The organism is Jeongeupia sp. USM3 (assembly GCF_001808185.1).
Lineage (GTDB): Bacteria > Pseudomonadota > Gammaproteobacteria > Burkholderiales > Chitinibacteraceae > Jeongeupia.
This window is the reverse complement of record NZ_CP017668.1, coordinates 2,801,557-2,824,409: the sequence shown is the minus strand read 5'-3', so window position 1 is coordinate 2,824,409 and position 22,853 is coordinate 2,801,557. Positions and strand designations below refer to the sequence as shown.

At 66.3% G+C, this 22,853-nt stretch carries 21 protein-coding genes; 7 read left to right on the top strand and 14 right to left on the bottom strand.

What is annotated here, in order from left to right; genetic code table 11:
- Window positions 1-3 precede the first annotated feature (3 nt).
- The 5 genes from BJP62_RS13365 to BJP62_RS13345 form a co-directional block, all read right to left on the bottom strand.
- Complete coding sequence (locus BJP62_RS13365; protein ID WP_070530323.1) at window positions 4-1,062, bottom strand: spermidine/putrescine ABC transporter substrate-binding protein; 1,059 nt, start codon at window positions 1,060-1,062, stop codon at window positions 4-6.
- Between the two features lie 248 nt (window positions 1,063-1,310).
- A complete protein-coding gene (locus BJP62_RS13360; RefSeq protein ID WP_308417866.1) occupies window positions 1,311-2,309 on the bottom strand; it encodes a spermidine/putrescine ABC transporter substrate-binding protein in 999 nt (332 codons plus the stop codon).
- A gap of 208 nt (window positions 2,310-2,517) precedes the next feature.
- The gene (locus BJP62_RS13355) at window positions 2,518-3,297 is read right to left on the bottom strand and encodes an ABC transporter permease (RefSeq protein WP_070532730.1); all 780 of its coding nucleotides are present in this window, start codon (window positions 3,295-3,297) and stop codon (window positions 2,518-2,520) included.
- Between the two features lie 65 nt (window positions 3,298-3,362).
- Window positions 3,363-4,289 (bottom strand): ABC transporter permease, encoded by a 927-nt coding sequence (locus BJP62_RS13350; RefSeq protein WP_070530321.1) that lies wholly within the window; start codon window positions 4,287-4,289, stop codon window positions 3,363-3,365.
- A 12-nt stretch (window positions 4,290-4,301) separates the two neighbouring features.
- The gene (locus tag BJP62_RS13345) at window positions 4,302-5,390 is read right to left on the bottom strand and encodes an ABC transporter ATP-binding protein (RefSeq protein ID WP_070530320.1); all 1,089 of its coding nucleotides are present in this window, start codon (window positions 5,388-5,390) and stop codon (window positions 4,302-4,304) included.
- A 184-nt stretch (window positions 5,391-5,574) separates the two neighbouring features.
- On the opposite strand from BJP62_RS13345, the gene BJP62_RS13340 reads away from it, so the two are divergent.
- The 6 genes from BJP62_RS13340 to BJP62_RS13315 all read left to right on the top strand — a co-directional run bounded on the left by BJP62_RS13340 (window position 5,575) and on the right by BJP62_RS13315 (window position 10,508).
- The gene (locus BJP62_RS13340) at window positions 5,575-6,894 is read left to right on the top strand and encodes a deoxyguanosinetriphosphate triphosphohydrolase (protein ID WP_070530318.1); all 1,320 of its coding nucleotides are present in this window, start codon (window positions 5,575-5,577) and stop codon (window positions 6,892-6,894) included.
- Window positions 6,895-7,144: 250 nt separating this feature from the next.
- Window positions 7,145-7,723: a hypothetical protein gene (locus BJP62_RS13335; protein WP_070530316.1), complete on the top strand. Its 579-nt coding sequence runs from the start codon at window positions 7,145-7,147 to the stop codon at window positions 7,721-7,723.
- A 46-nt stretch (window positions 7,724-7,769) separates the two neighbouring features.
- Window positions 7,770-8,525 carry a DeoR/GlpR family DNA-binding transcription regulator gene (locus tag BJP62_RS13330; protein ID WP_070530314.1) on the top strand — a complete coding sequence of 252 codons (756 nt, stop codon included), beginning with the start codon at window positions 7,770-7,772 and terminating at the stop codon, window positions 8,523-8,525.
- Window positions 8,518-9,558, top strand: coding sequence for an oxidoreductase (locus BJP62_RS13325; RefSeq protein WP_070530312.1), 1,041 nt, complete (start codon window positions 8,518-8,520; stop codon window positions 9,556-9,558). The genes BJP62_RS13330 and BJP62_RS13325 overlap by 8 nt, the downstream gene beginning before the upstream one ends.
- Window positions 9,555-10,079: a heme-degrading domain-containing protein gene (locus BJP62_RS13320; protein WP_070530310.1), complete on the top strand. Its 525-nt coding sequence runs from the start codon at window positions 9,555-9,557 to the stop codon at window positions 10,077-10,079. The genes BJP62_RS13325 and BJP62_RS13320 overlap by 4 nt, the downstream gene beginning before the upstream one ends.
- 177 nt (window positions 10,080-10,256) lie before the next feature.
- Entirely contained in the window at window positions 10,257-10,508 is a 252-nt protein-coding gene (locus BJP62_RS13315; protein WP_070530308.1) for a DUF2798 domain-containing protein, read from the top strand.
- 106 nt (window positions 10,509-10,614) lie between these two features.
- Here BJP62_RS13315 and BJP62_RS13310 read toward each other — a convergent pair whose 3' ends face one another.
- The 8 genes from BJP62_RS13310 to BJP62_RS13275 form a co-directional block, all read right to left on the bottom strand.
- Complete coding sequence (locus tag BJP62_RS13310) at window positions 10,615-13,278, bottom strand: family 20 glycosylhydrolase (protein WP_070530306.1); 2,664 nt, start codon at window positions 13,276-13,278, stop codon at window positions 10,615-10,617.
- Between the two features lie 184 nt (window positions 13,279-13,462).
- Window positions 13,463-14,149, bottom strand: coding sequence for a M48 family metallopeptidase (locus BJP62_RS13305; protein WP_083300915.1), 687 nt, complete (start codon window positions 14,147-14,149; stop codon window positions 13,463-13,465).
- Window positions 14,146-14,874: a 1-acyl-sn-glycerol-3-phosphate acyltransferase gene (locus BJP62_RS13300; RefSeq protein ID WP_070530304.1), complete on the bottom strand. Its 729-nt coding sequence runs from the start codon at window positions 14,872-14,874 to the stop codon at window positions 14,146-14,148. Before BJP62_RS13300 ends, BJP62_RS13305 begins: the two co-directional genes overlap by 4 nt.
- Before the next feature lie 216 nt (window positions 14,875-15,090).
- Window positions 15,091-15,630: a D-glycero-beta-D-manno-heptose 1,7-bisphosphate 7-phosphatase gene (gene gmhB, locus BJP62_RS13295; protein ID WP_070530302.1), complete on the bottom strand. Its 540-nt coding sequence runs from the start codon at window positions 15,628-15,630 to the stop codon at window positions 15,091-15,093.
- Window positions 15,631-15,694: 64 nt separating this feature from the next.
- Window positions 15,695-17,770 carry a glycine--tRNA ligase subunit beta gene (gene glyS / locus BJP62_RS13290; RefSeq protein ID WP_070532724.1) on the bottom strand — a complete coding sequence of 692 codons (2,076 nt, stop codon included), beginning with the start codon at window positions 17,768-17,770 and terminating at the stop codon, window positions 15,695-15,697.
- Between the two features lie 5 nt (window positions 17,771-17,775).
- A complete protein-coding gene (locus tag BJP62_RS13285; protein WP_070530300.1) occupies window positions 17,776-18,249 on the bottom strand; it encodes a surface-adhesin E family protein in 474 nt (157 codons plus the stop codon).
- Window positions 18,250-18,253: 4 nt separating this feature from the next.
- The gene (gene glyQ / locus BJP62_RS13280; RefSeq protein WP_070530299.1) at window positions 18,254-19,147 is read right to left on the bottom strand and encodes a glycine--tRNA ligase subunit alpha; all 894 of its coding nucleotides are present in this window, start codon (window positions 19,145-19,147) and stop codon (window positions 18,254-18,256) included.
- A gap of 103 nt (window positions 19,148-19,250) precedes the next feature.
- Complete coding sequence (locus tag BJP62_RS13275) at window positions 19,251-20,123, bottom strand: LysR family transcriptional regulator (protein ID WP_205700902.1); 873 nt, start codon at window positions 20,121-20,123, stop codon at window positions 19,251-19,253.
- Window positions 20,124-20,379: 256 nt separating this feature from the next.
- Between BJP62_RS13275 and BJP62_RS13270 the strand changes: the two genes are divergently transcribed.
- Complete coding sequence (locus BJP62_RS13270; RefSeq protein WP_070530297.1) at window positions 20,380-21,375, top strand: YeiH family protein; 996 nt, start codon at window positions 20,380-20,382, stop codon at window positions 21,373-21,375.
- Window positions 21,376-21,434: 59 nt separating this feature from the next.
- Here BJP62_RS13270 and BJP62_RS13265 read toward each other — a convergent pair whose 3' ends face one another.
- Window positions 21,435-22,709 carry an O-acetylhomoserine aminocarboxypropyltransferase/cysteine synthase family protein gene (locus BJP62_RS13265; protein WP_070530295.1) on the bottom strand — a complete coding sequence of 425 codons (1,275 nt, stop codon included), beginning with the start codon at window positions 22,707-22,709 and terminating at the stop codon, window positions 21,435-21,437.
- Window positions 22,710-22,853: the final 144 nt, after the last annotated feature.

Here is a 22,853-nt window from a genome sequence, read left to right as displayed (position 1 = left end):
CCCTTACTTGGACGTTTTCACTTCGGTCCACAGCCGGTTCAGGTCACGCAGCTGCTTGCCCTCGAGTGCGCCGAGCTGCTGCAGCTTCTTGATCGCGTTCGCGTCCGGGAACACCGCGCTGATCTTCTTGATCTCCGGCTTCACGAACGGCGCAGCCGCGGCGTTCGGGTTGCCGGTGCCGACCATATTGGTCAGCTCGGCGGCGTTCTTGCCATCGAGCATGAAGTTGACGAACTTGGCCGCCAGATCGGGGCGCGGCGCGGTCTTCAGGACCACCATATTGTCGACCGACAGCGTGTTGCCTTCCTTCTGCAGCGTGTAGTTGACGCTGAACGGACGTTTGGCCGCCTTGGCGTCCTGCGCCGCCTGGAACATGTCGCTCGAGTAGCCGTGGGCGACCCAGATGTTGCCGAGCGTCAGCTCCTTGATATAGCTCTGGCTGTTGAACGCGGCCCAGTACGGCTTGGCCGCCTTGATCGTTGCGGCGGCCTTCTTCAGTTCGTCGGGCTTGACCGAGTTCGCCGGGTAGCCGTTGTACATCAGCGCGGCGGCGAACACTTCGCGGCTGTCATCGAGCACGGTGACCTTGCCCTTGATCTTGGCGAGCACCTTCGGATCGAAAATCACCGACCACGAGGTCGGGTCGATGCCGGCTTCCTTCAGCCGCGTTTCGTTGTAGCCGACCAGCGTCGTCGTGAACGAGTACGGCAGCGAATACTGGTTGCCCTTGTCGAAGGACGCGTTCAGGAAGGCCGGATTGACGTTCTTGGCATTCGGCAGCTTGGCCTTGTCGAGCGGCTGCAGCAGGTTCTGCTTGACCAGCGGCTGGATCGCGAAGCCGGTCGGCACGATCACGTCGTAGCCCTTGGCGCCGGCGGCGAGCTTGGCGAGCATTTCTTCCATCGCGCCGTAATAATCCTGCACCACGCGGCATTTGCAGTCGGCCTCGAAGCGCTTCACCGTTTCCGGCGCGATGTAGTTGTTCCAGTTGTAGACGTGGAGGACGTCGTCGGCCTGGGCGACGCCGGCGGTCAGAAGCAAGCCCAGCAGCAGTTTTTTCATGTTTTTTCCGTGCTATCCGAAAAAAACGCGGTACCTGTGCACCGCGTCGACGAGGCAGATGATGCCGCAAGCCGCCGTGTTTGCAAATGTCACGACCGGGCTTGCGACAAGCCCTAATCCTTAGCTAGAGGAGCGGCCAAGCAAGCCCAGTGAAACGGTGCTGGCAAGGCGCGCGAAGCGCAGACAGTACAAACGAGTACGGCAAGCGAGCGCAACGCAGCCAGCAGGGCTTGATTGGCCGCGCTCGGTCAGCCGCCGACCTTGATGTCGGTCCACGCCCTGTTCCACGCACGGCGGGTCGTCGCATCGAGGTCGCTCAGCTGTTCGAGCTGCTTGACCTGGTCGGCATTCGGGTTGATCGCCGGAACGGCCAGCAGTTCCTTGTTGATGAACGGCTTGGCCGCGGCATTCGGGTTGCCGGCGCCGATGTTGTTGGTGATGCCGGCGGCGTTCTTGCCGTCGAGCATGAAGTTGATGAACTGGTGCGCCAGATCGGGGCGCGGCGCGCTCTTGTGGATGACGAAGGAGTCGGCGGTCATGCCGTTGCCTTCCTTCTGCAGCGTGTAGTCGACCTTGAACGCCCGCTTGGCCTTGACCGCGTCCTGCTTGGCCTGGAACAGGTCGTTCGAGTAGCCGAGCGCGACCCAGATGTTCCCGAGCGTCAGCTCCTTGATGTAGCTCTGGCTGTTGAACGCGGCCCAGTACGGCTTGGCAGCCTTGATCGTCGCGACGGCCTTCTTCAGCTCCTCGGGCTTTTGCGAGTTGGCCGAGTAACCGTTGTAGCGCAGCGCGGCGGCGATCACCTCGCGCGGGTCGTCGAGCACGGTGACCTTGCCCTTGATCCGGGCGAGCACTTTGGGATCGAACACCACCGCCCAGCTGCTCGGGTCGATGCCGAGCGACTTGAGCTTGTCGGCGTTGTAGCCGACCAGGGTCACGGTGAAGTCGTACGGCGCCGAGTACCGGTTGTTCGGATCGAGCGGGGTGTTGGCGAATGCCGGGTTCAGGTTCCTGATGTTCGGCAGCTTGCTCTTGTCGAGCGGCTGCAGCAGGCCGAGCTTGGCCAGCGGCGGGATGCCGTAGTTCGACGGGCCGATCACGTCGAAGCCCTTGGCACCGGCGGTCAGCTTGGCGAGCGCCTCTTCCATCGACCCGTAGTAGGTCTCCTGCACCGTGCACTTGCACTCGGCCTCGAAGCGCTTGATCGTGTCGCTCGAGACTGCGTTGTTCCAGTTGAAGAGGTGCATGACCCCCTCGGCATGAGCGGCAACACTGGACACAAGGAGAAGGGGAAGAAGCAGCTTTTTCATCAGCATTCGCCTTTAAAAAAGTGGCACGAGGCCGGTGCGGTTCATCCGCACGTGAGGGAAACCCCGCCCGCAGGCGGGGGCACGGTTCAATCCGGGCAGAAATCCACCCAGTGAAGTTCGAGCGGGTTGCGCATGGGTCTCTCGCTCAGGACTGCGCCTTGATCGCACCCGGTGCGACCTTGCTGGCAATGATGATCAGCGCCAGCGTCAGCAGCATCAGGAGCGTCGAGATCGCATTCACTTCCGGCGTCACCGCAATGCGAATCATCGAGTAGATCTGCAGCGGCAAGGTCGACGCGCCGGCGCCGGCGGTGAAGAAGGTGATGACGAAGTCGTCGATCGACAGCGTGAACGCCATCAGCGCGCCGGCGATGATACCGGGCATGATCAGCGGCAGGGTCACCAGCCGGAACGCCTGGATCGGCGTCGCGCCGAGGTCGCGCGCGGCCTCGACCAGCGACTCGTCCATCCCCTGCAGTCGCGAGCGCACGACGATGGCGACAAAGCCGATGCAGAACGCGATGTGCGCCAGCGCCACCGAGACCAGACCCAGCGTCATGTTGAGCATGACGAAGAAGATCAGCAGCGACACGCCCATGAGGATTTCGGGAATCGCGATCGGCGTCAGCACCAGCACCGGCAAGAGCCGCAGCTTGTACTTGTACATCGCCAGCCCGGCGAGCGTGCCGAGCACGGTGGCGCACAGCGACGTGACGAGGCCGATGATCAGCGTGTTGCGCGCCGCGGTGAGCATCTGCGCGTCGTTGAACAGGATCTCGTACCACTTGAACGTGAACCCGACCCACTCGGCGTTGAGCTTGGAGTCGTTGAACGAGTAGACGACGACGATGATCAGCGGCAGGTACAGGAACAGATAGACCAGCCCCGCCGCACCCCACAGCCATTTCGATTGCTTAGCGTGCATCGTGTTCATTTCCTCCACGGCTCATGGCTAGACCTTCCGCCGCGCAACGCGGCCGACCGGGTTGCTCAGAGTGCATTGCGCTTGCCTCCCCGGCCAATCAGCGTTGCCAGCCCGGCGAGCGCGAGCACCGCCAGCGTCAGCATGATCGACAGCACGGCACCGAACGGCCAGTCGCGGCTGTCGAGGAACTGCTGCTTGATCAGGTTGCCGATCATGATGCCGTCGGTGCCGCCGACGAGGTCGGGCACCGCGAACATCCCCAGTGCCGGAATGAACACCAGCGCCGCGCCGGCCCACACCCCGGGCAGCGACAGCGGCCAGGTGATGCGCCAGAAGCGCTGCCAGGCACTGGCGCCGAGGTCCTGCGCCGCGTCGAGCAGGTTCATGTCGTGCTTTTCGAGGTTGGCGTACAGCGGCAGCACCATGAAGGGCAGGTGCACGTAGACCAGCACCAGGATCACCGCGAAATGGCTGAACAGCAACTGCACCGGGCCGACGCCGACGACGCCGAGGATGGCGTTGATCGTCTTGGCGAAATAGCCCTGCGGCCCGAGGATGATCATCCACGAGTACACGCGGATCAGGAAGTTGCTCCAGAACGGCAGGATCACCAGCAGCACCAGCAGGTCGCGGTGCTTCTTCGGGCTGCGCGCGATCAGCCACGCCAGCGGATACGCGAGCACGAGGCAGATCACCGTCGTCAGCCCGGCGTACCAGAACGACTTGAGGAAGAGCTCGAAGAACACCGGCTCCTGGAAGAAGCGGGTGAAGTTCTCCAGCGTCAGGAAATCGGCGTAGTTGCCCGCGTTGATCAGCAGCTCGGTCTTGCCGGTGTCCGGGTTGACGTCCATCAGCGGCAGCAGGCCGCCGTAGTCGCCGGGAAAGCGGAACGCGGCGAACGCCATGATCGCCGACGGAATCGCGAAGAACAGCAGCAGGTAGAGCAGCGGCGGGCCGGAAATCAGCCAGCGCCCCAGGCGGTTGTTGCGCATCTCGGTATCCCGTCAGGCGAGGACGAAGTGGCCGGCGTCGAAACGCCACGCCAGTTCGACCTGGTCATTGTCGTCGAAGAAGCGCGCGCGGCCCGACGCGGCGTTCGGCAGCATCGTCTCGACCAGCATGCCGTTGTCCAGCTCGACGATGTAGATCGTCACGTCGCCGAGGAACAGGCAGTCGTGGACCTTGCCCTTGAAATGGACCTCGTGTTCGTCGCCGGCCGGCAGGCTGGCACCGAGCTTGATCTTCTCCGGCCGCAGCGTCAGCGTGCCCTTGGCGCCGACGCTCGCGCCGGCCACCGGCAGCGCTTCGGCGATGCCGACGCCTTCGATTTCGAGCTTCATCTTGTCGTCGGCCATGCCGACGACGGTCGCGTCGAGCAGGTTGCACTGGCCGATGAAGTCGGCGACGAAGCGGCTGTTCGGGTAGCTGTAGATCGTCTCGGGCACGTCGAGCTGGGCGACCTCGCCCTTGTTCATCACCGCGATCCGGTGCGACAGCGCCAGCGCTTCGCCCTGGTCGTGCGTCACGTAGACGAAGGTGATGCCGACTTCCTTCTGCAGGTTGATCAGCTCTATCTGCATGTCCTCGCGCAGCTTGGCGTCGAGCGCCGACAGCGGCTCGTCGAGCAGCAGCAGCCGCGGGCGGTTGACGAGCGCGCGGGCGATCGCGACACGCTGGCGCTGGCCGCCCGACAGTTCGTGCGGGAAGCGCGTGGCGAACTGGGTCAGCCGCACGTCGTCGAGCACCTCGTCGACGCGCGCCTTGATCTCGGCCGGCGACACCCTGGCCATTTTCAGCGGGAAGGCGATGTTCTGCGCGACGGTCATGTGCGGGAACAGCGCGTAGCTCTGGAACACCGTGTGCACCGGGCGCTTCTCGGGTGGCACGCCGGCGACGTTCTTGCCGTCGAGCAGGATCTCGCCCGAATCCGGCTGCTCGAAACCCGCGAGCATGCGCAGCAGGGTCGTCTTGCCGCAGCCGGACGGACCGAGCAGCGTGAAGAATTCGCCGGCCTCGACCGACAGGCTGACATGGTTGACCGCGGTGAAGTCACCGAAGGTCTTGACCACGTCGCGGATCTCCAAGAGCGCCATGTTGTTCCCCGAGAAAAAACGGCCCGTAGTTTAGCGGCTTTCCCCCCCGGGGACAGGCGTTTTTACCAACAAAGACAAGGGATTGCGCCGGATTCGCCGCCTGCGGCCACAATGCGCCGCCAAACGGGTTCGCACCGGGGTCGCAACCGTATAATCGGAGCCACATCGACGCGGACAAAACGACATGACAATGGACTGGCAGCGACTGCTTTCCGCCGACCGGCTCGGCACCGACCGGGCCACGCCGATCGAGGCCGGCCGCAGCAACTACCACAAGGACCACGACCGCATCGTGTTCTGCTCGCCGTTCCGGCGCATGGGCCGCAAGACGCAGGTCCACCCGATGACCGAGAACGACCACGTCCACACGCGGCTGACGCACAGTATCGAAGTCGCCTGCGTCGGCCGCAGCCTCGGCGTGCTGGTCGGCGAGGCGATCCGTGACCGGCTGCCCGCCCACGTCAACCCGTACGACCTCGGCGCCATCGTCCAGGCCGCGTGCCTGGCGCACGACATCGGCAATCCGCCTTTCGGCCATGCCGGCGAATACGCGATCCGCGACTGGTTCCGCCGCGACGAGCACGCCTACCTGCTGCAGAACCTCGCCCCCGACGAGCGCCGCGACCTGACCACCTACGAGGGCAACGCGCAGGGTTTCCGCATCATCACCCAGCTCGAGAACCACCGCTTCGAGGGCGGGCTGCGGCTGACCTACGCGACGCTCGGCGCGACGCTCAAATACCCGTGGACCAGCGAGCACGCCGGCCCCAAGGGCAAGTTCAGCTGTTATGCGAGCGAGCTGCCGCAGCTGCAGCAGGTGGCCTTCGAGCTCGGCCTGCCCGAGCTGGCACCGGGCCGCTGGGCGCGCCATCCGCTTTCCTACCTGATGGAAGCGGCCGACGACATCTGCTACGCGATCCTCGACCTCGAGGACGGCATCGAGATCGGCATGCTCGCGTACGAAACCGTCGAACCGATCCTGATGAAGATCGCCGGCGGCGACCGCGAACTGCTGGCGCTCGAGGTGGCCGCCGCGCCGAGCACCCGGCGCAAGATTTCGCTGCTGCGCGGCAAGGCGATCGACCGCTGCGTGCGCGACGTCGCCGCGACCTTCCTCGCCCGCTACGAGCGGCTGATGGACGGCAGCTACCAGGGCGACCTGCTCAATGACTGCCCGGCGACGATGCGCCACGGCATCCTTGAGGCCAAACAGCTGGCGCGCGAACGCATCTTCAACGAACGGCGCAAGATCGAGATCGAGGTCGGCTCGTTCACCTGCCTCGACATCCTGCTCGACGCCTTCTGCAACGCGGCCTACCAGCTCAAGGTCAGCCCCGAGCTGCCGTTCCGGATGCGCCGGGTGCTCGACCTGATGGACTACAACGCGCCGAAAAAGGAATGGCCGCTGTACGACGCCTACCAGCGCGTGCTCGACTTCATCGGCGGGATGACCGACAACTACGCGACCTATCTGGCGCAGCAGGTCGGCGGCATGGGGCGCTGAAACCTGTCCCATTCGGCGGCTGCGCCTGCGCATTTTGCCCCCGTCCGATGCTCGCAATCCTCATGGACCACATGTCCATTCCGGTTGCTGCGCTTCGGGCGGGAGCAAACGGGCTCGCTCACCGACTGGGACAGGTTTGGCACCATGTCGAGGCAGATCGGCAGTCCGTCGGCAAGCGGCCTTAGTGACGGGAACTCGCCCGGCCGCGAATGAGACCATCAAGGATCCCGTCCCTTGCGAGATCCACCGGATGATCCGCCTTCTGCTGGCCGCGCTCTGCAGCGTGGCCGCCCTCCCCGCACTGGCCGCGCCGCGCTGCGAAAGCGACGCGCTGGCCCTCAGCGCCCGCATCGACAACGCCGGCGCCACCGCCCGCCCGGTCGACACCGGCGACGACCGCAAGATCACCCGTGCCGGCAGCGACGCCGGCGAGCTGATCGTCGAAACCCGCGACGACGGCCGCACGACGATCCGCTACTACAGCAGCGGCGATACGCTGCGCTACGTGCGCAGCTTCGGCACCGTCCAGCAGGGCAAACGCGTCGTCGCCCACACCGCGCGGCTGTCGTGGAAGGCCGACGGCAGCCGCTGCGACGGCGCCCGCTACATCCGCGGCAAAACCGCACGGCTCGATGCCAGCGCGTACGCCGCCTTCCTGTCCGACTGGCGCAGCCTGCGCACTGGCGAGGTTGCATCGAGACCGGTGAAAAGCCAGCCGCCGACCCGCCCGGTCGCGGCCCCGGTCCGCAATGCGGTGCCGGCTTTCACCGCCCCGGACGCCGCCGCGACGATGCGCTCCGGCCTGCTGCCGGAGTACAACCGCAAATAAACGCACCATGTTTGCATAAAAACGCACACAAGCGCATAGTGGCCGCATGTTTACGCATGAACGCCAGCAACACATCGTGGCCCTGCTCGCCGACCGGGGCCGCGCCAGCGTCGCCGAACTCGCCGCGACGCTCGCCGTCTCCGACGACACGATACGCCGCGACCTGAACGCGCTCGCCGCACTCGGGCTGATCCAGAAGACCCACGGCGGCGCGCTGTCGCTCGACGTGCCGAACATGCGCCGCAGTGCCCGTGCCGCGGTGCTGCCCGAGGTCAAGCAGGCGCTCGGCCGCCGCGTTGCCGAACTGGTCGGGCCCGGCCAGACGCTGATGCTCGATGCCGGCAATTCGCTGCTCGCCGTCGCGCAGGCGCTGCCCGATGTGAAGCTGACGGTGATCACCCATTCGCTCGACATCGCCCAGTTGCTGTCCGAGCGAGCGCAGGTGAAGCTGATCCTGCTCGGCGGCGAGTGGGATGCCTCACAGCGGCTGTTCCGCGGCGCGACGATGCTCGCTATGGCGCAGCAGTACCGCGCCGATCTGGCGATCATGGGCGCCTGCGCGATCCACCCGTCACTCGGCGTCACCGCCAGCGACGAATCCGACGGCGCGATCAAGCGCGCCTTCATCGCCGGCAGCAGGCGGGCGTGGCTGGTGTCCGACCACAGCAAGTTCGGCGAGCACGCGCCGTACGCGGTCGCGCCGCTGGCGGCGTTCGAGCGCGTGTTCACCGACCGCGATCCGCAACTGCCGCTTTCCCCTTCGACGACCCTGACCCTGCTCACGGAGACCCACCATGGCTGAAACGCTCAACGTCGCCCTCGTCGGCTACGGCTACGCCGGCAAGACCTTCCACGCCCCGCTGATCGCCGCCGTGCCCGGCATGGCGCTCGCCGCCATCGTCTCGAGCGGCAAGGACAAGGTCGTTGCCGACTGGCCGCAGGTCGCGGTGCATGCCGGTGTGGACACCGTGCTCGCCGATCCGGCGATCGGCCTGATCGTGATCGCCACGCCGAACGACACCCACTTCGATCTCGCGCGCCGCGCGCTCGAGGCCGGCAAGCACGTCGTCGTCGACAAGCCATTCACCGTCACGGTTGCCGAGGCGCGCGAACTCGACGCGATCGCGCAGAAGGCCAGGCGCGTGCTGTCGGTGTTCCACAACCGCCGCTGGGACGCCGACTTCCTGACGCTGAAGGCGCTGATCGACACCGGCAAGCTCGGCGACGTCGTTCAGTTTGAGTCGCATTTCGACCGCTTCCGCCCGCAGGTGCGGTCACGCTGGCGCGAGGCCGACGTGCCGGGCGCCGGGCTGTGGTACGACCTCGGCCCGCACATCGTCGACCAGACGCTGCAGCTGTTCGGCAAGCCCGACGCCGTCTACGCCGATTTCGCCAAGCGCCGCAACGGCGCGCAGGCCACCGACTACTTCCACGTACTGCTGCGCTATCCGGCGACCCGCGTGATCCTGCACGGCAGCGTCCTCGTCCCCGGCGGCGGCCCGCGCTTTGCCGTCCACGGCACGCTCGCCAGCTATATCAAGCACGGACTCGACGTTCAGGAAGACCAGCTCAAGGCCGGCCGGCAACCCGGCTGCGACGGCTGGGGGGTCGATCACCAGCACGGCATCCGCTATGTCGGCGACGCCGACGTGCCCGGCGTCGAACCGGTCGCCACGCTGCCCGGCGACTACCGCCACTACTACGCCGGCGTGCGCGATGCCGTCACCGCCGGCGCCGCCAATCCGGTGCCGGCCGCCGAGGCGATCCTGGTGATGGAGATCATCGAACTGGCGATCCGCGCCGCCGAAGCACGCCGCGAACTGGCGCTGCCATGAGCGCCCAGCCCGACACCGACCACGACGCCCGTATCGAAGCGGACCTGGCGCTGATCGCCGAGCAGGAGGCACTGCTGCAGTTCGACCGCTTCGATGCCGATGCGGCATTCGAGCTCGGCAGCCGGCTGCGCGACGCCGCCACCGCGTACGGCACGCCGGTGGCGATCGAAATCTGGCAGAACGGCAGCCCGCTGTTCTTCTTCGCCATGCCCGGCACCGCGCCGAGCAATGCCGACTGGCTGCGTCGCAAGCGCAACACCGTCTGGCACTTCGGCCGCAGCTCGTACGCGATCGGCCTCAAGCTCGCCCACAGCGGCGACAGCCTCGCCGGCAAGCATGCGCTGGCCGAACGCGACTACGCCGCGCATGGCGGCGCCTTCCCGCTGGCGATTCGCGGCACCGGCATCGTCGGCAGCATTGCGATCTCCGGCCTGCCGCAGCGTGATGATCACGGCGTGGTGGTCGCGGTGATCGCCGAATACCTCGGCATCGATCCGGCCGCCGTCGCGCTGCCGGGCTGAACCACCGGCTTGCCACCCCGGCACCTTTGCCTTTAGCATCGGCATTGCGCTTCCCCACGGGAAGCCGCCGTAAGCGTTTACGTCAAGCAACGCGCCAACTTCTGCCGGCATTTGCCGGGGTTGTGTCCTTCCGCCCGCCGGAAGGGGCGCCTTGTCCTGCCGGCTTATGGAGCCTCCATGTCTTCCTCGCAATCCCCGTTCCGCAAACTCCCCGCCCGCTACGCCCCCATCGTCATGCCCTTGCTGCTGTCGCTGCTGATGACGTGCATCGTTTCGGTCATCAGCACGCTGCGCGGCATCGGCCCCGGCGGTTTTCCGCAGGTCTGGCTCGGCGCGTGGGGCCTGTCGTGGCTGGTGGCGTTTCCGGTGCTGCTGCTGGTGCTGCCGGTCGTGCGCCGGCTGACGATGCTGGTCGTGCGGGCCGATTGATGCGGCCCGGGCCTGGCGGTTGCCGCAGGGCGCCGGCCGATACGCCCGGTCCGGCCTGAAAAAAACGCCCCGGCATGCCGGGGCGTTTGTCGCTGGCGAGTGCCGCTTACTTGGCAATCAGCCCGGTAGCACGGCCGAAGCGCTTGCCGTCGAAGCTGACGGTGCGTACCTGCGCCGCGTTCGCGTCGGCGACGGCCGGCGCCTTGCCGGCGTCGTACGCCTGCCAGGTCTTGCCGGCGTCGAGCGAGTACTGGATCGCCACGCCCGGCAGCTCGGTCACCGCCGACAGCTTGCCGTCGACGACCTTGGCGCCGACCATCGGCAGGCGGTAGCCGATGCCGGCCTTGTCGAGCTTGGCGAGTTCGCGTTGGCCGACGACGTTGGCGAAGGCAACCCAGTCGCTGTTCAGCGCTTGCGCGTTGACGAGCTTGGTTTCGCCGGCCTTGTAGCGTTCGCCGACGGTGTACGGGCGTTCCCACGATGCCTGGTGCCATGCACGCTCGGCGACGGCGAGGATGCGCGGGAAGGCCATGTACTCCCAACGCGCGTCGGTGCGGATGACCTCGCTCCACAGCTGTGCCGACAGCCCCTCAACCGGCGGCATCGGCTTGCTGGCCTTGGCTTCGAACACGTTGCCGTCGCGGTCCGTCGACGTTTCGGCGTTCTGCGGCAGGTTGGCCGGCGCGAAACTGAAGACGCGCTTCATGGAATTGCCGCGCGAACCCCAGTAGTAGCCGCTCTCGTACGGATCAACCTCGCTCGGGAAGTCGAGGTAGACATAGTCCGGGTTCGAGATGATCACGCCGTAGCCCTTGTTGCTCCAGTCCGCGGCCGTGTCGGAACCGCCCCAGTACAGCGTGTCCCAGAAGTTGACGCGTACCTTCTTGGCGGCAAAGTCCTTGGCGCCCGGGGCGAACTTCAGGCCGTCCTGCCAGGCCTGGAAGTTGCTGATGCCGTATTTCGGCAGCAGGGTGCTGACTTCATGGGCGAAGTAACCCGGCAGGTGTTCGACATCGGCGATCTTGCCCGACTTGACCATGGCCTCGCACGCCGGCGACTTGGCCCACGGATGATCCTGCTTGGACATGTCGATCCAGCCCTTGCCGTCCTTGTCCTTGGCCGGGGCGTTCTTGTCGGCGTAGCCGGCGCCGAGGAAGATGTTCTTCGCTTCGTCGCCGCCAAAGTGCCAGGTCGTGAGCTTGAGGCCGGCGTCCTTGTACATCCTGGCGACCTCGCCGATCACCTTGTCGGTGAACTTCAGCGCACCCGGCTGGCACGGGTTCAGCGTCGACATCCGGTTGTAGAACTGCACGCCGGTGGTGTTCGTGGTTTCCTGCGGATCGACCAGGCGGTATTCGTTGGCGGCCTCGGTCTTGCCCTCGGCCATCAGGCGCTTGTAGCGCGCTTCCATCGAGACCACGGCGGCGCGGGCATGGCCCGGCATGTCGATTTCCGGGATCACCTCGATGTTGCGCGCCTTGGCGTACTTGAGGATCTCGATGAAATCGGCACGGGTCAGGTAGCCCGACCCCGGGGTGGACGAATCCGGACCCTGGCCCAGTTGCGGCAGCAGGCCCTTCGTTTCGCTCAGGTCGTGGACGCGCTTGCCGCCGACATCGGTCAGCTCCGGCAGGCCCGGAATCTGGATGCGCCAGCCCTCGTCGTCCGACAGGTGCATGTGCAGCTTGTTGAGCTTGTACGCGGCCATCTGGTCGATCGCCGCGATGATGGTTTCCTTGCTGTGGAAGTTGCGCGCGATGTCGATCATGAAGCCGCGGTAATCGAAGCGCGGCGCATCGGCGACTTCCATCGTCGGCACGATCTTGGCACCCTGCGCCGGCACCAGCGACAGCAGCGACTGCACGCCGTAGAACGCACCGGCGGCATCATGGCCGACGACCTGCGCGCCCTTCGGCGTGATCACCAGCGAGTAGCCTTCGGCCTTGGCCGCGGCGCCCTTGAGCGATTTCGGTGCAATGCGCACGGTCACCGGGTAGCTGCCGGCGGCAAGGCCGATTTCCTTGGCGCGGGCCCGCAGCGCGTCGGCGCTGGTCTTGTCGAGGCCACGGGTGTCGAGCTTGATGCCGTTTGACAGGTCGGCGGTCTTGCCGGTGAGCTTCTGTGCAACCGGCGACGGCAGGATGCGTGCGGCGACGTCACCGGCCGGCAGCAGCGGCGTGGTCTTGTAGGCGTCGTAACGGGTCGCCGTGGTCATGATGATGTTGTTGTCGGTGGCCGAACGCTTGGCGTCGGCGACCTTGAACGGCGTCACGAACTTGCCCAGGTCTTCGGTATCGGTACTGGCGATTACTTTCGGCGTCGCGTCGCCCGAGGTCACGTACCAGCGCGGCATCGTGTCGTAGATCGACACCTGCCAGTATTCGGCGATCATGCCCAGCTGCACCGGCTGGCCCTTGGTGAAGCCCTGGAACTTGTCGGTCGGCTCGAGCTTGTACAGGTCACCGGTCAGGTGGGTGACTTTGAACTGGTCGTTGTCGAGCTGCAGGACGCGGCGGATGCTGGAGAAATAGATCGTCCAGTCCTTGCCCTTGATGTCGCTGGCTGCGTCGAGCGTGAAGGTCAGCTTGTAGCACGACGCCCAGTCGGCACCGAGTGCCGAGCAGTCCTTGGCCGGCAGGTTGCCCTGCATGGTGAACTGGACACCCAGCTGGCTGGCGATGGTATCAACCTGCTGCTGCGCGCCGGAACCGGCGTACGCGAAGCCGGCGAGCGCCATGCTCGCCATCATCAGAGTCAGTTTCTTCTTCATCACGGATTCCTTGCTTGCATCCGGGCTTGTGGCCCGGACTGATCGACTGCAGCGGAGATGCATCGCCCCCGCCTCCCGCAAACAAGGTTGCACCCCGCAACGCTTCGCGTCGTTGCTCAAGATCAACGCAGCGGGAAAGCAAGCGGGCGCGGCAGGAATTAATTCCGTAATGATTGGGCCGGCACTACCACGCCAGCAGTGCATGGCCGTGGGTCTTCAACCAGGCCCGCGACCCGCGCCAATGCTGACAATGGCGCTCGACGACGGCCCAGAAGCGCGGCGAGTGATTGAGCTCGGCCAGATGGGCCAGCTCGTGAATAATCACGTAGTCGATCACATCGAACGGCGCCTGCACCAGCCGCCAGTTGAGCCGGACCACGCCGGCGGCGGTGCAGCTGCCCCAGCGCGTGCCGGCCGACGTCAGCCTGAGCTGCGACGGTTGCAGTCCCATCCGTCCGGCCCACAGCGGCACGCGCTCGGCAAAATAGGCCCGGGCAGTGCGCTGCAGAAAGCGCTGCAATGCCGGCGCCAGCGTCTCGCCCTCGCCGGCGATGTGCAGTGCGCCGTCGACGAGGGCGCTGCGCCTTGCGCCGGCGACGAGCCGGACCGGCTTGCCGAACCAGCCGACCATAGCGCCGTCGGCAAGCGACGGCGCCGGTTCGGGCCGGTTGGCGAGATGTTTGAGAATCCAGTCCAGCCGCTCGGCCACGACACGATCGGCGTCGAGCAGCGGCGCGCGTTCGGGCAGCGTGACCGACAGGCCGCCGGCGGCGATTTTCAGGCCGATCGAGCGGCGACGGGCGCTACGCTTCACCGTAAAGGCGATCTCGCCGCCCGGGTGGCGCATGCGCCGCTCGATCACCGTGCTCACCGGGGGAAGCAGGGCCCGCGGTCGGGCATCGCGGCGAGCTCGCCTTCGATCCACTCCTCGATTTCGCGGGTCAGCTCGAGCGCATCGCGCCCGGCCGTGTCGATCGCCTTGCCGATCTTCATCGTCACCGTGCCCGGGTGCTTGAGGAAGGAGTTGCGCGGCCAGTATTCGCCGGCATTGACCATCACCGGCACGACCGGAATGCCGAGCGCGATCGCCAGCCGGGCACCGCCCGGCTTGTACTTGCCGCGCTCGCCCGGTGCAACCCGCGTGCCTTCGGGGAAGATCGTGATCCAGAAACCGTGGCCGATCCGGTCCTGCCCCTGCTCCATTAGCAGCCGCTGCGCCTCGGAGCGGTTCGAGCGGTCGATCGCGATCGGCGACGTCGCCTTCAGCCCCCAGCCGAAGAACGGCAGCTTCAGCAGCTCGCGCTTGATCACGAACACCATCGGCGGAAACACCATCTGCAGCGCCATCGTTTCCCACGCCGACTGGTGCTTGCAGACGATCATCGCCGGCCCGGCCGGAATGTTCTCCTCGCCGACGATCCGCCCCCGGAGGCCGCAGGTCACGCCGAGCCACCACAGCAGCACCCGGCTCCAGCCGGTGATGATGCGCGTGCGCAGCACCGGCGGCAGCGGCAGGATCAGGATGCAGAAGATGGCATACGGCGGCGTGATGATCGCCATGCCGAGCCAGTAGAGAATGGAGCGAATCCAGATCATTGCCGGTCCGTATCAGGTATCAAAAGTTAATCGAGAGAACATCTATACAAAGCGTGCAATCGTAGGGCGCGGACGGCCGTTTCGGCTGGCGGGCGAGCCAAGGCAGACCGGGTTCGCCCGAAGCGCAGAAACCGGAATGGCCGTGCGGGCCATGAGGATTTCGAGCATCGGAGGAGCCCGGGATGCGAAGGCGCAGCCGCCAGACGGAATGGGCGATTAGCCGAGGCGCTGGAGCCAGTCGGCCACCGCCGCCAGATCGTCGAACACCCGCGTTCCCGGCGGCAGGCCGTTCTTGCCCTCGGTCTTGGCGCCGTTGCCGGTGCGCACCAGCAGCGGCTTGCCGCCGGCGGCGGCGATCGCCTCGAGGTCGCGCTGGCTGTCGCCGACCATCCACAGCTCGGTCGGCGAGACATGGAAGCGCTTGGCGATGTCGAGCACCATGCCCGGCGCCGGCTTGCGGCAGCGGCACTGCGCTTCCGACATGTGCGGGCAGAAGAAGACCGCGTCGATCTCGCCGCCGGCGTCGTGCACCAGCCGGTGCATCTTGGCGTGGATCCGGTTCAGCGTCGCCACGTCGTAATAGCCCCGACCGATGCCGCTCTGGTTGGTCGCGACGACCAGCGTCCAGCCGGCGCGGGTCAGCGCGCCGATCGCGTCGAGGCTGCCCTCGATCGGCATCCACTCGTCCGGCGACTTGATGTAGTCCGGGCTGTCGTGGTTGATCACGCCATCCCGGTCCAGAATCAGCAGCTTCATCGGCCCCTCCGTTGCGGGCATCCATGGCAGGGCGGCATGGTCGCTGCCCGTGTTCAATCGGCGCTTAATCGGCAAGCTGCGACAGCTCCGCGACGCGGTTCATCAGCCCGGCCAGCGCCGCGAGCAGCGCCAGACGGTTGCCGCGCACCGCAAGGTCGTCGGCCATCACCATCACGCCGTCGAAGAACGTATCGACCGGCGTCTTCAGCGCGGCCAGCGTCGTCAGCGCACCGGTGAAGTCCTGCCTGGCCAGCGCAGCCTCGGCCTGCGGCGCGACCGCTTCGAAGGCGGCAAACAGCGCCTTTTCGGCCTCGCTGTCGAACAGTGCCGGGCTCAGTGCCGGCAGCGCGGTGTCGACCTTCTTGAGGATGTTGCGGATGCGCTTGTTCGCCGCCGCCAGTGCAGCCGATTCCGGCAGCGCCTTGAACGCGGCGACCGCATCGAGGCGCTTGACCACGTCGTCGAAGCGCTCCGGATTCAGCGCCAGCACCGCGTCGATGTCGGCGGCCGGATAATCGGCGGCGAGGAAATTCTTCAGCCGGTCGAGCATGAAGCCCTGCACGCCGGCGACCGTGCCATCCTTGATCACGCCGTTGGGGAACGCCGCAGCGGTCGCGGTCAGCAGCGACTTCAGGTCGAGCGGCAGCACCAGCAGCTGGCGCAGTACGCCGAGCGCGGCGCGGCGCAGCGCGAACGGATCCTTGTCGCCGGTCGGGATCAGGCCGATGCCGTAGATGCCGACGATGGCTTCGAGCTTGTCGGCCAGCGCAACGGCCTGCGCCACCGGGCCTTCCGGCAGCGCGTCACCGGCGAAGCGCGGGCGGTAGTGCTGTTCGATCGCCTCAAACACCGCGGCGTTCTCGCCGTCGATCTGCGCGTAGTAGCGACCCATCGTGCCCTGCAGTTCCGGGAACTCGCCGACCATGTCCGACACGAGGTCGGCCTTGGCCAGTTTCGCCGCGCGTTCGCAATCGGCGCGCTGCGCACCGAGCGCCGGGCCGATTTCGCCGGCGAGCTTGACGAGGCGTTCGACGCGCTCGTACTGGGTGCCGATCTTGTTGTGGTAGACGACGCTGCGCAGTCCTTCGACGCGCGATTCGAGTTTCTTCTTCTGGTCCTGCGCGTAGAAGAACTGTGCGTCCGACAGCCGTGCGCGCAGCACGCGCTCGTTGCCGGTGATGATGTGGCTCGGGTCGGCCGCTTCGAGGTTGGACACCAGCAGGAAGCGGTTCATCAGCTTGCCGGCCTGGTCGAGCAGCGGGAAGTACTTCTGGTTCTGCTGCATCGTCAGGATCAGGCATTCCTGCGGCACCTTGAGGAATTCGGCCTCGAAGCCGGCCTCGAGCACCACCGGCCATTCGACCAGCGCGGTCACTTCGTCAAACAGCGCGTCGTCGGCGGCGATGGTCGCATTGAGTTTCGCGGCGGCGGCCTTGAGGCGGTCGACGACCAGCTCGTGACGTGCGGCGAAGCTGGCGACCACCTTGCCTTCCTCGTACATCTTCTTCGCGTAGTCGTCGGCGTGACCGAACTCGACCGCGCCCTGCGACAGGAAACGGTGCCCCTGGCTGACGCGACCCGACTCGAGGTGCAGCACCTTGGCCGGCACCACGTCCGCGCCGTGCAGCGCGACGAGGCCGTGCACCGGGCGGATGAACTGGCCATCGCGGTCGCCCCAGCGCATCATTTTCGGCGCGGGCAGCTTCTTCAGTGCGGCTTCGATCAGCCCCGACAGCACGCTGGCCAGCGTTTCACCGGCCTTGGTGCTGCGGAAGATGAACACGTCCTGCTTGCCGTCCGAGCCCTGCTCTAGCGCAGCAATCTCGACACCGCACGAGCGGGCGAAACCGGCCAGCGCCGGCGTCGGCGATCCGTCCTTGTAGCCCGAGGCGACGGCCGGGCCGCGGCGTTCGATCTGCTGCTCGGGCTGGACCGCAAGCACGGCGGGAATCGTCACCGCCAGCCGGCGCGGGCTGGCGAACGGGTGGCAATCACCGTCCCTGGCGACGAAGCCGAGCTTGGCGAGTTCGTCGAAAATCGACCGGGCGAACGCGTCGCCCAGCTTCTTGAGCGCCTTCGGCGGCAGCTCTTCGGTAAACAGTTCGATCAACAGGGTCTTGCTGGACGGGGTATCGGACATGACGATCACTCTTTGTTCTGGGCCTTGTCGGCCATGATCTTGCAGACCTGGCGCACGAAATCGGCGCCGTAGCTGTCGGGTTCGGGAGCGGCGAACTCCCACTGGTAGCCGGGGACGTCGTAGCGGGCGATCTCGTCGCCGTCGAGCGTGCGCAGCGACACGGCGATCCCGGCCATCCGAGCGCTCGGGCAGTCGATCGCCTGGCGTGCGTACTTGATCCGGTAGCGCCCTTTCGATTCGCCGTCGATCTGGTCTTCGGCGAAGGTCTGGCGCATCCACACATAGGTGTAGTCGCTGCTGCCGGCGCGGTCGCGGTGCGAGATCGAATTGACGTCGACGTCGACCTTCATGCCGTCGGGCTCACCGTAGTTGCGCCAGTCGGCGCTCGTACCCGGCACCGGTTGCGGCCCGCGCGTGCCGTCCTCGAAGTCGCCGCAGGCAGCGAGCAGCAGGGGCAGGCACAGCGCGAGCGCCTTCATTGCATCAGGCTGCCGGGTTGCACATCGGGAAGCCGAGGGCTTCGCGGCTGTCGTAATACGCCTGCGCGACCATGCGCGACAGGTTGCGGACGCGGCCGATGTAGGCGGCACGCTCGGTCACCGAGATCGCGCCGCGGGCGTCGAGCAGGTTGAAAGTGTGCGAGCACTTCATCACCATCTCGTAGCCCGGCAGCGGCAGGCCGGCTTCGATCAGCCGCTGTGCCTCGCCTTCGAAATCGTTGAACAGCCTGAACAGCAGCTCGACGTTGGCGTGCTCGAAGTTGTACGTCGACTGCTCGACCTCGTTCTGGTGGTAGATGTCGCCGTAGGTGACCTTCTGGCCGTTCGGGTAGACGGTCCAGACGAGGTCGTAGACGTTCTCGACGCCCTGCAGATACATCGCCAGCCGTTCGACACCGTAGGTGATCTCGCCGAGCACCGGCTTGCAGTCGAGGCCGCCGACCTGCTGGAAATAGGTGAACTGGGTGACTTCCATGCCGTTCAGCCACACTTCCCACCCCAGCCCCCAGGCGCCCAGCGTCGGGCTTTCCCAGTCGTCCTCGACGAAGCGGATGTCGTGCACCGTCGGGTCGATGCCGAGTTCCTTCAGCGAACCGAGGTAGAGGTCGAGGATGTTGTCCGGGTTCGGCTTGAGCGCGACCTGGAACTGGTAGTAGTGCTGCAGCCGGTTCGGGTTCTCGCCGTAGCGGCCGTCCTTGGGGCGGCGCGACGGCTGCACGTAGGCGGCGTTCCACGGCTCGGGGCCGAGCGAGCGCAGGAAGGTCGCGGTGTGGAAGGTGCCCGCGCCGACTTCGAGGTCGTACGGTTGCAGCAGCGCGCAGCCCTGGCTTGCCCAGTAGGTCTGCAGCTTGAGAAGGATGTCCTGGAAGGTCAGCATGTCGGTCTTGGCCGGATGGTCCGGTTTCCGGTTCTGAAACCTGCTGATTCTACTTGCTTTTGCCCGTGGCCGGCGAGTCGGCCGCCTGCCGCTCGCGCGTCAGTTATGCCTTGCACAGCGTCAGGAAGCGCTGGGCACCTTGCGTCAGCACCTTGTCGCGGGCATGGATCAGGTAAAAGCACCGCGTCAGGTCGAGCGATGGCGCCGCCAGTGCGATCAGTTCGCCGCGCGCCAGCTCGGTCGCGACGGTGCGGCGTGACAGGCAGGCCAACCCCAGCCCGGCGCGCACCGCGCCCTTGACCGCCTCGCTGGTACCAAGTTCGAGCGCGACCTTCGGGCTGCCGACCAGCGGCGCCAGCGCGGCCTCGAGCACCTCGCGCGTTCCCGAGCCCTGTTCGCGCAGCACCCATTGCGCATCCTGCAGCATCGCCTGCGTCAGCGGCGCTGCGGCCCACGGGTGCGCAGGCGCCGCGACGACGACGAGCTCGTCGGCCAGCCACGGCTCGGCGATCACGCGCGCATCGTGGCTGATCCCTTCGATCAGGCCGAGGTCGGCGCGGTAGTCGGCGACGGCGGCGATCGCATCATGGCTGTTGCCGATGGCGATCTCGGCGCGGCTGTCCGGGTCTTCGGCCAGCAGCACGCCCAGCAGTTCGGGCAGCACGCGGTTGCCGATCGTCGAACTCGCTGCCAGCCGCAGCCGCGCCGGCGCATCGCCGCGAAAGCGCGCCTCGATCTCGCGCGCCTGCGCCAGCAGCGCTTCGGCCTGCGGCAGCAGCCAGCGGCCGTGTTCGTTCAACTGCACCCGCCGGCCGATCCGGTCGAATACGGTGACGTCGAGCCGGCGCTCGAGCTCGGCCAGCGCGCCGCTGGCCGCCGACTGCGACAAGCCCAGCTCGGTGCCGGCGGCGGTAATGCCGCCCTGCTGCGCGGTGGTCACGAACACTTCAAGCTCGCGCAAGGTCAGCCGGATCATTTCTTCCTCCCCGATTCATCGACACAACACCGGTAAAAACACCGAAGCGGCCATCACGCCGGCCGACGCCGTTCGCGCTACCGGCACGGCAAGCCGCGCCGGCGCTGGGTTTGCGGCGCATGGCGCCGGATAAATCGGTTTTACCAATTAAATATCGTCATATAACCGTTTTTACACATATAACCATAAAGAACATAGTTATCGCCATCAGCAATAACAACCGTCAGCCAGACAGCTTTCGGTCAAGGATGGCACCATGCACACCGTTCAAACCCACAGCCGCGGCCTGCTGCTCGCACTGGCGCTGGCCACCGTCGCCGCACTGCTCGGCGAAGCCTTCCCGCTGGTCGGCGGCCCGGTGATCGGCATCGTCCTCGGCCTCGCGGTCAACAACCTGTTCCACCCGGGCGAGCGTTTCCGCCCCGGCATCGGCTTTGCCGGCAAGCAGATCCTGCAGTGGTCGATCATCGCGCTCGGCGTCGGCCTCAACTTCACCCAGGTCGCGCATACCGGGATGCAGTCGCTCGAGGTCACGCTGGTCACCGTCGCCACGGCCTTCGTTTCGGCCATCGTGCTCGGCAAGCTGCTCGGCGTGCCGGACAAGCTCAAGGTGCTGATCGGCGTCGGCACGGCGATCTGCGGCGGCTCGGCGATCGCCGCGGTCACGCCGATCATCAAGCCGGACGACCACGAAACGGCGTTCTCGATCTCGACGATCTTCCTGTTCAACCTTGTCGCCGTGCTGCTGTTCCCGCTGCTCGGCCACCTGCTCGGCCTGTCGGACAAGGGCTTCGGCCTGTGGGCCGGTACCGCGATCAACGACACGTCGTCGGTCGTCGCCGCCGGCTACAGCTACAGCCAGCTCGCCGGCCAGTACGCGACCATCGTCAAGCTGACCCGCGCCACGCTGATCATCCCGGTCTGCCTCGTCATGGCGCTTATCGTGGCGCACCAGAACCACAAGGCCGGCAGCGGCAACTTCAGCCTCAAGCGCATCTTCCCGTGGTTCATCCTGTGGTTCGTCGTCGCCTCGCTCGCCAGCACCTTCGGGCTGATTCCGGCGGCGGTCTTCCCGTACGCTCACCATATCGCGCAGTTCCTGATTGTCGTCGCGCTGACTGCGATCGGCCTGTCGTCCAACCTCGGCCAGATGCGCGGCACCGGCTTCCGCCCCATCCTGCTCGGGCTCGGCGTGTGGATCTGTGTCGCGAGCAGCAGCCTCGTCGTTCAGCACCTGATGGGCCAGCTGTAAACGCCGATCCAGCAAGAAAAAAGCGGCCCGCGGGCCGCTTTTTCATCTTCAGTGACGGATCACGCCGCGGCGGCCAGCGCCTGTTCGAGGTCGTCGATGATGTCGTCGATATGCTCGATGCCGATCGACAGCCGCACCGTTTCCTCGCTGACGCCTGCCTTCTTCAGCTCCTCGGGCGACAACTGCCGGTGCGTCGTCGATGCCGGATGGCACGCCAGCGACTTGGCGTCGCCGATGTTGACCAGGCGCGTCACCAGCTTCAGCGCGTCCTGGAAGCGCGCGCCGGCTTCGCGGCCACCCTTGACGCCGAAAGTCAGCAGCCCCGACGCCCGGCCATCAAAGTACTTCTGCACCAGCGCGTGCGACTCATGCCCCGGCAGGCCGGCGTAGTTGACCCATTCGACCGCGCGATGGCCCTGCAGGTATTCGGCGACCTTGAGCGCATTGTCGCTGTGGCGCTCGATCCGCAGCGCCAGCGTTTCCAGTCCCTGCAGGATCAGGAAGGCGTTGAACGGCGAGATCGCCGCGCCGGTATTGCGCAGCGGCACGACGCGGGCACGGCCGATGTAGGCGGCGTCGCCGAGCGCCTCGGTATAGACGACACCGTGATAGCTGACGTCGGGCTCGTTCAGCCGGCGGAAGCGCTGCTTGTGCTCGGCCCACGGGAATTTGCCCGAGTCGACGATGATGCCGCCGATGCTGTTGCCGTGGCCGCCGATGTATTTGGTCAATGAATGCACGACGATGTCGGCGCCGTGCTCGAACGGCCGGGTGATGTACGGCGTCGGCACCGTGTTGTCGACGATCAGCGGAATGCCGTGCGCGTGGGCGACCTCGGCAAACGCCGCGAAGTCGACGACGTTGCCGAGCGGATTGCCGATCGACTCGACGTAGATCGCCTTGGTCCTGGCGTCGATCCGCGCGGCGGCGGCGGCCGGATCGCGGTAATCGACGAAGCGCGTTTCGATGCCGTACTGCGGCAGGGTGTGCGCGAACAGGTTGTAGGTGCCGCCGTACAGTGTCGAGATCGAGATGATGTTGTCGCCGGCCTCGGCGATGGTCAGGATCGAATAGGTGATCGCCGCCTGCCCCGACGCCAGCGCCAGCCCGCCGATGCCGCCTTCGAGCGCCGCGACGCGCTTCTCGAGTACGTCGGTGGTCGGATTCATGATCCGCGTGTAGATGTTGCCGGCGACCTTGAGGTCGAACAGGTCGGCCGCATGCTGGGTGTCGTCGAAGGCGTAGCTGCTCGTCTGGTAGATCGGCACCGCCACCGCCTTGGTGGTCGGATCAGGGCTATAACCGGCATGAATGGCCAGGGTATCGAAGCGCATGCGGAAAACTCCCGGGTGAACGAGGGCTGCGGCCACCGCGGCCGGGCAGCATCGGGACGAATCTAGCACCGCCGGCATATAACCGTTCATACCGATTGAGCGCTGTTTTTATTCCGCTTGATCCAGGTCAAGCTGACGACGGTG